Origin of the sequence: uncultured Gemmiger sp. (assembly GCA_944388105.1) — a bacterium.
GTDB lineage: Bacteria > Bacillota > Clostridia > Oscillospirales > Ruminococcaceae > Gemmiger.
This window is the reverse complement of sequence record CALXHN010000077.1, coordinates 1-10,013: the sequence shown is the minus strand read 5'-3', so window position 1 is coordinate 10,013 and position 10,013 is coordinate 1. Positions and strand designations below refer to the sequence as shown.

Annotated in this window: 14 protein-coding genes and 1 tRNA gene; 11 read left to right on the top strand and 4 right to left on the bottom strand. The window is 53.2% G+C overall.

Going from position 1 to position 10,013, the window contains the following annotated elements:
• The 10 genes from Q0K17_RS08700 to Q0K17_RS08655 all read left to right on the top strand — a co-directional run.
• The coding region (locus Q0K17_RS08700) for a GNAT family N-acetyltransferase (RefSeq protein WP_294542327.1) at positions 1-438 on the top strand (438 nt) is incomplete at its 5' end.
• Positions 439-452: 14 nt separating this feature from the next.
• Positions 453-998 (top strand): phosphodiesterase, encoded by a 546-nt coding sequence (yfcE, locus tag Q0K17_RS08695; protein ID WP_294542325.1) that lies wholly within the window; start codon positions 453-455, stop codon positions 996-998.
• A 248-nt stretch (positions 999-1,246) separates the two neighbouring features.
• Positions 1,247-2,158 carry a transglutaminase-like domain-containing protein gene (locus Q0K17_RS08690; RefSeq protein ID WP_294542323.1) on the top strand — a complete coding sequence of 304 codons (912 nt, stop codon included), beginning with the start codon at positions 1,247-1,249 and terminating at the stop codon, positions 2,156-2,158.
• A gap of 15 nt (positions 2,159-2,173) precedes the next feature.
• The gene (locus Q0K17_RS08685; protein WP_294542322.1) at positions 2,174-3,223 is read left to right on the top strand and encodes a type II secretion system F family protein; all 1,050 of its coding nucleotides are present in this window, start codon (positions 2,174-2,176) and stop codon (positions 3,221-3,223) included.
• Between the two features lie 10 nt (positions 3,224-3,233).
• On the top strand, positions 3,234-3,560 hold the full coding sequence (locus Q0K17_RS08680) for a hypothetical protein (RefSeq protein ID WP_294542320.1): 327 nt from the start codon (positions 3,234-3,236) through the stop codon (positions 3,558-3,560).
• 44 nt (positions 3,561-3,604) lie between these two features.
• Positions 3,605-4,078 carry a DUF4860 domain-containing protein gene (locus Q0K17_RS08675; protein WP_294542318.1) on the top strand — a complete coding sequence of 158 codons (474 nt, stop codon included), beginning with the start codon at positions 3,605-3,607 and terminating at the stop codon, positions 4,076-4,078.
• Positions 4,075-4,530: a hypothetical protein gene (locus tag Q0K17_RS08670; RefSeq protein ID WP_294542316.1), complete on the top strand. Its 456-nt coding sequence runs from the start codon at positions 4,075-4,077 to the stop codon at positions 4,528-4,530. The genes Q0K17_RS08675 and Q0K17_RS08670 overlap by 4 nt, the downstream gene beginning before the upstream one ends.
• Positions 4,527-4,961 (top strand): hypothetical protein, encoded by a 435-nt coding sequence (locus tag Q0K17_RS08665; RefSeq protein WP_294542315.1) that lies wholly within the window; start codon positions 4,527-4,529, stop codon positions 4,959-4,961. Before Q0K17_RS08670 ends, Q0K17_RS08665 begins: the two co-directional genes overlap by 4 nt.
• A gap of 13 nt (positions 4,962-4,974) precedes the next feature.
• A complete protein-coding gene (locus tag Q0K17_RS08660) occupies positions 4,975-6,048 on the top strand; it encodes a PilT/PilU family type 4a pilus ATPase (protein ID WP_294542313.1) in 1,074 nt (357 codons plus the stop codon).
• Positions 6,049-6,084: 36 nt separating this feature from the next.
• Positions 6,085-7,344 (top strand): chloride channel protein, encoded by a 1,260-nt coding sequence (locus Q0K17_RS08655; RefSeq protein WP_294542312.1) that lies wholly within the window; start codon positions 6,085-6,087, stop codon positions 7,342-7,344.
• Here Q0K17_RS08655 and yunB read toward each other — a convergent pair.
• Complete coding sequence (gene yunB / locus Q0K17_RS08650; protein ID WP_294542311.1) at positions 7,338-8,021, bottom strand: sporulation protein YunB; 684 nt, start codon at positions 8,019-8,021, stop codon at positions 7,338-7,340. The two genes, Q0K17_RS08655 and yunB, sit on opposite strands and share 7 nt — an antisense overlap.
• A 107-nt stretch (positions 8,022-8,128) precedes the next feature.
• On the opposite strand from yunB, the gene Q0K17_RS08645 reads away from it, so the two are divergent.
• Positions 8,129-8,204: transfer RNA gene (locus Q0K17_RS08645), tRNA-Ala, on the top strand.
• Positions 8,205-8,348: 144 nt separating this feature from the next.
• Here the strand turns inward: Q0K17_RS08645 and Q0K17_RS08640 are convergent.
• The 3 genes from Q0K17_RS08640 to Q0K17_RS08630 all read right to left on the bottom strand — a co-directional run bounded on the left by Q0K17_RS08640 (position 8,349) and on the right by Q0K17_RS08630 (position 9,707).
• Positions 8,349-8,726, bottom strand: a complete 378-nt coding sequence (locus Q0K17_RS08640; RefSeq protein ID WP_294542310.1) for a type II toxin-antitoxin system death-on-curing family toxin — start codon at positions 8,724-8,726, stop codon at positions 8,349-8,351.
• Positions 8,723-8,965 (bottom strand): type II toxin-antitoxin system Phd/YefM family antitoxin, encoded by a 243-nt coding sequence (locus Q0K17_RS08635; RefSeq protein ID WP_294542309.1) that lies wholly within the window; start codon positions 8,963-8,965, stop codon positions 8,723-8,725. Before Q0K17_RS08635 ends, Q0K17_RS08640 begins: the two co-directional genes overlap by 4 nt.
• A gap of 121 nt (positions 8,966-9,086) precedes the next feature.
• Entirely contained in the window at positions 9,087-9,707 is a 621-nt protein-coding gene (locus Q0K17_RS08630) for a sugar O-acetyltransferase (protein ID WP_294542306.1), read from the bottom strand.
• Positions 9,708-10,013: the final 306 nt, after the last annotated feature.

Here is a 10,013-nt window from a genome sequence, read left to right as displayed (position 1 = left end):
GCGCTGGAAGCCGCTTGTTTTCCCCCGGCTGAAGCCGCCACAAGGCAATCGCTGGAAGCGCGCCTGCGTGTTTTTGCATCCCATTTTCTGCTTCTGACCGATGGCGAGTCACTGGTCGGGTTTATCAACGGTATGGTCACTGACCTGCCGGATCTGGAGGACCGGATGTACGAGCAGGCGGACCTGCATAATGAGCAGGGAGCGTGGCAGATGATTTTCGGACTGGATGTGCGCGAGCAGGACCGCTGCCGCGGGTATGGGGCACAATTGGTGAAAGCCATGACTGAGCATGCACGCAGCCAGGGCCGGCGAGGCCTGGTGCTGACCTGTAAGGAACATCGCCTGCATTATTACGGAAACCTGGGATTCGCCGATGAAGGATTCTGCGGTTCGCTACATGGTGGAGTCCGTTGGCATCAGATGCGCCTTACTTTCTGAGAGGAGATACCGAGATGAAACTGATGATTGCGTCCGACATCCATGGCTCCGCGCTGTACTGCCGTCAGCTCCTGGAGGCAATGGACCGGGAACAACCGGATCGTCTGCTGCTGTTGGGGGATATCCTCTATCATGGACCGCGCAACGATCTGCCACAAGGCTATGAGCCCAAAGCTGTGGCAGCGATGCTCAATGCCCGTAAACAGGACCTGGTCTGTGTCCGGGGAAACTGCGATACCGAAGTGGACCAGATGGTGCTGGAATTTCCTGTCATGGCGGATTATTGTCTGCTGATGACAGAAGAACGGATGATCTTTGCCACGCACGGCCACCACTACCATCTGGGACAGCTGCCTGCCCTGCATCCGGGTGACATTCTGCTGCACGGGCATACCCATGTCCCGGCTTGGCAGGTTTTCGGACAGGACAACCGGTACTTCAATCCGGGGTCCGTCTCTATTCCCAAGGAAAACTCCGCCCGGAGCTATATGGTGTTGGAAGGAAACTGTGCTGTCTGGAAAGATCTGGCAGGCACCCTTCTTCACTCCGAAACCCTGTAAAAGTGCATTTTGGAAACAGAGATGGCAAGCAGCCTTTTTTGACCGCGATGGTGTGTCTCCACCGCAGCTGAACGTTTTCGCAGTTGATAAAAAATAGTAAATTGCCAGCCGGCACAAGTTCTCCGTAAGAGGAACCTGGCCGGCTTCGTTTTTTGCGGAATGTTCTTGTAAACGCTTGAACGAAGGGCCGGTTTGGTCGTATAATAAATTGATTATCAACGTGGGTTTCCGGGCAGGGAGGTGGCCGCTTGGCAAAAAAGATATGGCAGGGGTTGCTTTGCCTGTGCATGGTGTTTTTGCTGGCGGCCTGCGCCGGACAGGACAATCAACAGCAGGTGCCGGACACTACCGGCGGCGGATACACGGCCCCACCCATGCAGACCAGCGTTTTTGATGCCCAGGCAGCCGGAGGGGAAAACGGGGTGCAGATAGACACTTCCCATGTGAGCCAAGGATATGTGGCTGCCCGCGGTACCGGTGACAAGCGCCTGAAATTTCAGGTTCTGTTCGGTGAAGTAAAATACAACTACGATCTTCCCAACGACGGTACGCCGCAGTGTTACGTCCTGCAAAGCGGCAGCGGGGAATACACCTTCCGGGTGATGCAGAACACCACAGAAGACAAGTATGCAGAAATCTATTCCGCTACTGTTTCTGTACAGCTGGAAAATGAACTTGTTCCGTTTCTGCGGCCCAATCAGATGGTAAACTATACAGCGGATTCCGATTGTGTGGCAAAAGCTGCGGAACTGGCGGCCCAGGCCGGTACAGAAGCCGGTGTTGTGGCCAATATCTATTCGTATATTCAAAACAACATTGATTACGATACCCAAAAGGCGGAGACGGTGCAGGCCGGTTATCTGCCGGATCCGGACGAAACGCTCCATTCCGGCAAAGGCATTTGCTATGATTACGCCAGTCTGGCGGCGGCCATGCTGCGCAGCCAGGGAATTCCCACAAAATTGATAACCGGTTATGTGCAGCCGGGAGAACTCTACCATGCGTGGAACATGATCTGGCTGGAGGAGACCGGTTGGATCACCGTCAAGATCGAAGCACCGGCTCACAGCTGGGAGCGCATCGACTTGACCTTTGCGGCAGGCGCGTCGGCGGCATATACCGGCGATGGCACCGGCTATACCGATCGTTTGACCTACTGATGAGGGGGTACAAGGATGGCAAACAAACAACTGGAGAGTCTGGCTGTCAGCGTTTTCTGCGAAAATATGGCCATGATGCTGGGTGCCGGTATCGGAGCAGAAGAGGCGGCCGGCCTTTTGAGCGAGGACAGCACACAGGGCGGATTTCATGATGCAGCTAAATCTATTCAGAGATTCCTGCTGCTTCAGGGGGGCACGTTGTCCGAGGCAATCCAACAGAGCGGCTTTTTCCCTGGGCATGTATCGGACATGATCCGGGTGGGGGAAAGCACCGGACGCATTGAGCAGACACTGCGCAGTTTGTCAGCCTATTATGGCAGCCGCAGCCGGCTGGAGACAAAACTGAAAAGTGCAGTGCTGTACCCACTGGTTCTGCTGGTACTGATGTCCGCTATCCTGGGAGTGCTGCTGGCCAAAGTGCTGCCGGTATTTTCGGGTGTGTACATAAGTCTGGCAGGAGATCTGACCACCTCCTCCTATGCGTATATCCGTGTGGCGTATATCATTGGTACGCTGGCCCTTGTTGTCACGGCATTGGCGGCGATCCTGCTTATTGCCGCAGTGGCGGCTTCACGGTCTCCTCGGGGTCTGGCCGTACTCAAGAGACTGGCGGAACATCTGCCGGTGCTGTCTGGTATTGCACAACAACTTTCCCTGGCCAATTTTACCGAGGTCCTTTTGCTTTATGTGGCCAGTGGTGTGGATGTGGATGCTGCCATGGAGTCGGCCGGTAAAATGGTGGAAAATGAAGAGGTGGCCCGACGGGTGGAAGCCTGCCGTACGCAGATGAAGGAAAAAGGCGTGGGGCTTGCCACAGCAGCGTATGAGCAGAAACTCTTTGAACCTCTTTATGGTCGTATGCTGATTTCCGGAGCACGCAGCGGCTCCATGGAACCGGTCCTGCAGCGTTTGGCGGAACTGTTTTCACAGGATGCACAGTCCCGCATCGACAGCGCCGTGGACAGAGTGGAACCGATGCTGTCGGCTTTTCTTACGGTCGCAGTTGGGGTCGCCCTCATTTCCACCATGCTGCCGCTGATCGGGATCCTGGGATCTATCGGATAAGGAGGCAGCTATGTTTCATGATCGTCCGGAAAGAAGTTTTGGTCGCCGTATTCTCAACGTATTCGTGTCGGTGGCACTTCTCATTCTTGCCCTGTGCGGGACTGTCTGGTTGTACGATCTGATCGATAAAGATATGGAAGAGCAGGCTGCCGCAGCTCTGCGGCAGACGGTACTGGATGCCGCGGTACAATGCTATGCGGTGGAAGGCAAATATCCGGAAAGTCTGGATGTTCTGGAACAGGAGTACGGGGTACAGATCAACCACGCCCGCTTTATTGTAACGTACGATGTGTTTGCATCCAACCAGCTGCCGGATATCACGGTTCTGGAAAAGTAATGACCCTGCTGTACAGGGATGTTTGAAGAAAGGGGCACAGCAGCATGCACGATCAGAAAAAACGGCGTCCAAATTCGGCGCCATTCTCTCTGGCTCTGTTTGTTCTGATGCTGGGCTGTGTGTTGGTGCTGGCCGTATTTGGCGCCCGGGTCTATAGGGCTCTTACGGAAAGCCAGACTCGAAATCAAGCGGTTCGCGCCAGTCTGAGTTATGTGGCTGCACGGCTGCGGGCTGCCGATGAGTTTCAGGCTGTTTCTGTGGCGGAGGGACCTCAGGGGGATGCCCTGATCCTGTCGGATACGGGAGCAGATACCGGATATGAGACCCGCATTTATCTTTACGAGGGGCAGCTGGTGGAGGAATACGCCGCAGAGGGGACGCCCTATTCCCCCGAAAATGCGCAGGCAGTGGCAAAAACACAGACGTTTGCGGCGAGACGGAGAGGCCAACAGATTGAAGTCACAACCGATCAGGGGACCATTCGGGTGTTTCTGCACACGGAGGAGAGCAATTCATGAACCGGCATAGAAATCTTTCCTTTTATATCGAAAGCCTGCTCCTGTTGCTTTTCCTGCTGGCAGCGCTGGTCGTGCTTATCCGGGTATTCGGAGCGGCACAGTATCTTGGCGAGCGCGCCCGTGGGAAAACCGATGCGGCTTTGATCCTTCAGACAGTCTCTGCTGACTTTTCGGCACAGGCAGAACCTTATCGGACGGCAACGGAACAGGCAAAAACAGAGGGACAGGCGCAACTGGAATTTTGCTGTGATAACCAGGGAAATGAGCAGCCGGATGGTGGGTACTGTGTGGCAATGGAACTGCGTTCAGAAAGCCGGCCGACAGGAAGGATGATCCTTGCGGATATTTGTGTCAAATCGGCATCGGAGCCGGATGAACAGCCGCTGGGCGAGGTGACAACTTCGTTGTATTGCCCGGAACTGACATCCGATAAGGAGGCGGGGCAGTCATGAATGAGAAAGGCACAGAGTTTACCCATCGCCCTGTGCGGACCGGGGCAATGACCCTGCTGATAACGGCGGTTCTCATCTGTCTGGCGGTTCTGGCGGTTCTGGCACTGGCAACAGCACAGGCGGACCTTGCCATGGCCGATAGAGCACTGTCCGGCCTGCAGAGTCAGGCACAGATGGAAAGCGCAGGGCAGGAGGCCCTGGCTGCGATGGATGCGTACCTGAAAGGAAAGCAGGAAGCCCCGGCGGAAACGGTCTTTCAGGAAGATGGTACCCTGGAAACGGTGGTGACGTTGGAGGACAGCACTCTGCAGATTGTTGCAGAGCCGAAAGTTCCCCAGCCGGATTCCCCGGCAGCCTATCGGATTTTGGCTTGGCGTCTGTCTGCCGACTGGGAGCCGGATCAGACGTTGGATCTCTGGAAGGGTATGTGAAAGGAACGATACCATGAATCAGATTCTGGATGTTTTGAAGCAGGCGTTGGATGTAGGCGCTTCGGATATTTTTGTGATTGCCGGCCTTCCGTTGACATACAAGGTCAACGGAAGACAACAGCGTGTGGGTGAACGTTTGATGCCCGAGGGAACCCGTGAATTCGTGGAAGGAATTTATTCCCTCTGCGGTCGCAATCCTGCCCGGATGGAAATTCCGGATGCAGATGATGACTTTTCCTTTGCTATCCCGCATATGGGGCGTTTTCGCGCTAATGTGCTCCACCAGCGCGGTACCCTGGCCATGGTCCTGCGTGTGATCCAGTTTGGCCTGCCGGATCCGAACGCTCTGGGCATTCCGTCTCAGGTCATGCAGGCGGCGGCAAAACTCAAGGGGATGGTACTGGTCACCGGACCGGCGGGCAGCGGCAAATCCACAACGCTTGCCTGTCTGATCGATTCCATCAATCATCATCGGGAATCTCACATTATCACTATGGAAGATCCGATCGAATATATCCATCGTCATGACCGCAGCATTGTTACCCAGCGCGAAATCGGGAGCGATGCCCCCAGTTATGTCAGTGCCCTGCGCAGCGCGCTGCGGGAAAGCCCGGATGTGATTTTGCTGGGGGAAATGCGCGACCTGGAAACCATCGAAGTGGCCATGACCGCCGCCGAAACCGGCCAGCTCCTTTTTTCCACGCTGCACACTACCGGGGCCGCTAATACCATCGACCGAATTATCGATGTGTTTCCGGCCAGCCAGCAGGCCCAGGTGCGAATTCAGCTTTCCATGGTGCTGCAGACGGTTATCAGTCAGCAGCTGATCCCCACCACTGACGGAGGTCAGACGGCGGTATTTGAAGTGATGAACAACAATGCTGCGATCAAGAACCTGATCCGGGAGGCAAAGACCCATCAGATCGACGCTGCCATTCAGGCAGGGGCATCGGAAGGCATGTGTACGATGGATGACAGCCTGTGCCGGCTCTATGCGCAAAAACGCATTACCCGCGATACGGCACTGACCTATTGCCTGCGGTATGAGACAATGGTACGCAAGCTGAATGCTATCGAAAGTTTGTGAGCGGAATTGAGCGGAATGTGGATGAAAAAAGAATATATGCAGCGTGCCCGTGAGAGCTGGCTGCGCGTGCGGACCAGTACGCTGCTGCTGGCCAAATGGTTGGTGCTGGCGGCGGTGGTCGGGGTCTTGTGCGGGGGTATCGGTGCTGCGTTTTACCATGCTATCGTTACGGTTACATCTCTGCGTACCCGATACCCCTGGCTTTTGTTTACCCTGCCCGTGGTGGGACTTGTGATCGTAGCCGTTTATAAGGTTACCCGTACGGAAGGGCAGGGGACCGATGCTGTTATTGATGCAGTGCAGGACGGAAAACCCTTGCAGGTACTTTTGCTGCCAGCCATCTTTGTGGCAACCGTGTTGACCCATATGGCAGGCGGCAGTGCGGGACGTGAGGGGGCTGCCCTTCAGATGGGGGGAGATATCGGCTGGCATGCCGGAAAGCTTCTGCACCTGTCGGATCACGATTGCCGTGTGGCGACCATATGCGGCATGGCGGCCTTTTTTACCGCACTGTTTGGCACGCCGCTGGCGGCCACCATGTTTGCCATGATGGTCATCAATGTAGGACTGGTGTTCTACGCGGCTTTTATCCCGGCCTATGCTGCTTCTCTTGTGGCGTACGGGCTCTGCACGGTGCTGCAGGTTACGCCGGTTCGGTTTACAATCACAGCACCGGACACTGCGCCTTTGCCTCTTGTACAAACTGCCGGATTTGGTTTGGCCTGTGCCGCTGTTACGATGTTCTTCTGTGCTTTTCTGCGCTTTATGGGGCGTCGCATGCAGCGTTGGTTTCCAAGCCCTTGGAGGCGGGTTCTGGTGGGAGGCGTGATTGTGGTAGCGGCCACATTGCTGTGCGGTTCTATGAGGTATAACGGGGCTGGTACAGAGGTGATTCAGCAGGCTATCGAACAAGGACAAGCTCTGCCGCAGGATTTCCTGCTGAAGATTCTTTTTACGGCTGTAACGCTGGCGGCCGGGTATAAGGGCGGGGAAGTGGTTCCCAGCTTTTTTATCGGTGCAACTTTCGGATGTGTGGCGGCCCCGCTGTTTGGGCTGCCTGCCGGGTTTGGCGCAGCGTTGGGAATGGTGGCGGTGTTCTGCGGTGCAACCAATTGTCTGTTCTCTTCTTTGGCTTTGGCTGTCGAGGTGTTTGATGCCCAGGGGCTGCTGTTCTTTGGTGTTGTATGCGGCATTTGTCATGCGCTTACCGGTTACACCGGATTGTATAGCCATCAAGGATTTGTGACAGCAAAAATGGAATCCGAATACCACACCGAACAGAAAGGGCATTATTGAGTTCCGGCGTAATATGCGGGAATGTCTCCGTTGAGCAGCATGCTGACAACGGGAATCTGATCGCTTACCTGTGCAGTGGCGGTGTTGCCGTCCAGCACCATGCTGATGGTTACCTGCAAGTCAAGGGTGATGGAGTATTGTGTTCGGTTGATCGAAAGGGAGTGCAGCTCTTCCCGCAAAGTGCCTTCCACATAGGCGTCTGGCAGCAATGTGAGCTTCCAGGAGGGACCAAGTCCTCCGAATGCGGTAATGCCGGTGAGGCTTCCGTAAGGAATCTCCAGATCGGTTTCCTGCAGAACAGACAATGCAGTTTCAACCGCCTGGATCAGGGCGGAACGGGCCTGATTCAATGAAGCGGTATTGGCGTGAACCGCGATCAGTTCTCCCCCGGCTGTATAATCCATGTTGTACAGCGTTTCGTATCGTTCGGGGTGCGTTTCCATTTCTTCGTTGACAGCGCGGTTCATGGCCTGCACCACGATGGCTCGACATTCGTATTCTGCCAATTCTTCCAGAGTGGGCTTAAAAGATGTTTGCACGATATAGAGATAAGTACCCACACATAGTGCGGCAGTTAAAAAGCCTGAGATCATGCATCTCCGAAGGGGACGCGGTTTCCTTTGGCATCTGCGGCGCAAAAGGCATACCTCCTTTGCTGAAGCGGTGATTCCCGCCATTTTATGCCGCATAAGAAAAAAATGCTATTTTTTTGCTGCAAGGTGTTGACAAACAGAGCTTCCCCTGCTATAATTACTTTCGTTGCCTGACGGCAACACAAAAGCTTGGGGGTATAGCTCAGCTGGGAGAGCGCTTGAATGGCATTCAAGAGGTCAGCGGTTCGATCCCGCTTATCTCCACCAAAAGCACCAACCGAAAGGCTGGTGCTTTTTCTTTGTTATTATGTAAATTCTAGGGCGGCTCTGTACATTGGAGCCGCCCTAGAATCTTATTCGCAGATTCTTCTTTCTGGTTCGACGCAACGGATATCCTTAAAGAAAGCCTTGTTATGCTCTATACTCCTGAACCCATGCAAGAACCTCTTCATAATCCATAGAACCATCTGCGATACCAAAGCCCAAAGAGATCAGATCATCATCAGAATACTCCATCGTTACGCCATTTACGTCCAAAAAAATCAGCATCGAGTAAGTACCGATTCGTTTGTTTCCATCCAGGAAGGCGTGATTCTTGGCAAGTGTATATCCCAGTTTAGCGGCTTTCTGTTCCAAATGAGGGTAGAGTTCCTGTCCATCAAAAGTAGCAAACGGGCCTTGGACAGCAGAGTCAAGCAAGCCCTCGTCGCGTAAGCCGTCCAGACCGCCGGTTTCCTGTATGAGAAAGCGATGGAGCTGAAGTATTTTTTGTGTAGACAATCTAATCATTTTGCCAACTCCTCAAAAGCAGCGCGATGCTTTTTGAAAATACGGGTTGCAGAAATGCCAATTAGTTCATCCTCGGACAACAGAAGCCTGGGATCAGTCTCAATATCCAGTAACAGATATTGAGGACGGTTTCCTTTCAAAATTACTGCTTTTCCGCACTGGTCGGCTATTCGCGTCACCCGTGAGAAATTCTGATTGGCTTCGGTCACGGAAATCATCTCTCGGGTGTCAAGAGTCATAGAAATCACCTCATTTACAGGATACCTCAAAATAGGTAAAATTCAACCTACTATATGGAGATTTAATCAGAATTCTAGCGCTATTTATCCTTCCGTGTGTCTGGCTTCACGCAGCAGTGAATCACAAAAGTTCGTTGGGAATCTCACGATCTTTAAAATAGTATTTCTTGTCATGTTCATTCACAGCACGCAGGACCCTGCACGGATTTCCAACGGCCACCACATTATCCGGCAGATTCTTTGTCACAACACTGCCCGCGCCAATCACCACATTGTTGCCAACTGTAACCCCCGGGACCAAAACTGCCCCTGCTCCGATCCAACAGTTTTTGCCGATGTGTACCGGCATATTGTACTGCAGCCCCCGTTGACGGAGCTCCGGCAAAATTGGATGTCCGGCTGTAGCCACTGTAACATTTGGCCCGAACATCGTATAATCTCCCACAAAAATGTGGGTATCATCTACCAAAGTCAAGTTGAAATTGGCATAGACATTTTTGCCGAAGTGGACATGCCGTCCGCCCCAGTTGGCGTAAAAAGGCGGTTCGATGTAGCAGTTCTCGCCTATTTCTGCAAACATCTTTTGCAGAAGGTTCTGGCGCCTTTCTTGCTCGTGCGGGCGGGTTGAATTATATTCGTACAGTAATTCCAGGCAATTCAGCTGTTCTTGAACAATGCCTTCATCGCCAGGATCGTAAATTTCTCCATTATGCATTTTTTCCAGAACGTGTGGGTCGCCCATGAGAACCGGCCTCCTTTTGCATATCAATATAAAAGGAGTGTAGCACATGATTTTTGTAAAATCCAGTCATACTCAATATAAATTCCTTCAGCCGAGAAATTCTAAAAAGAGCTTAGCGATTGCTGTACCTCTTTATTTCTTTCCAGGCCCAAGCCAGACATAAAAACAGAGTTCTACCACGAAAGATATCTGCCCTGGAATAAAAAAAGACCTGAAACTAAAGTTTCAGGTCTTTTTGGTGGAGATAAGCGGGATCGAACCGCTGACCTCTTGAATGCCATTCAAGCGCTCTCCCAGCTGAGCTAT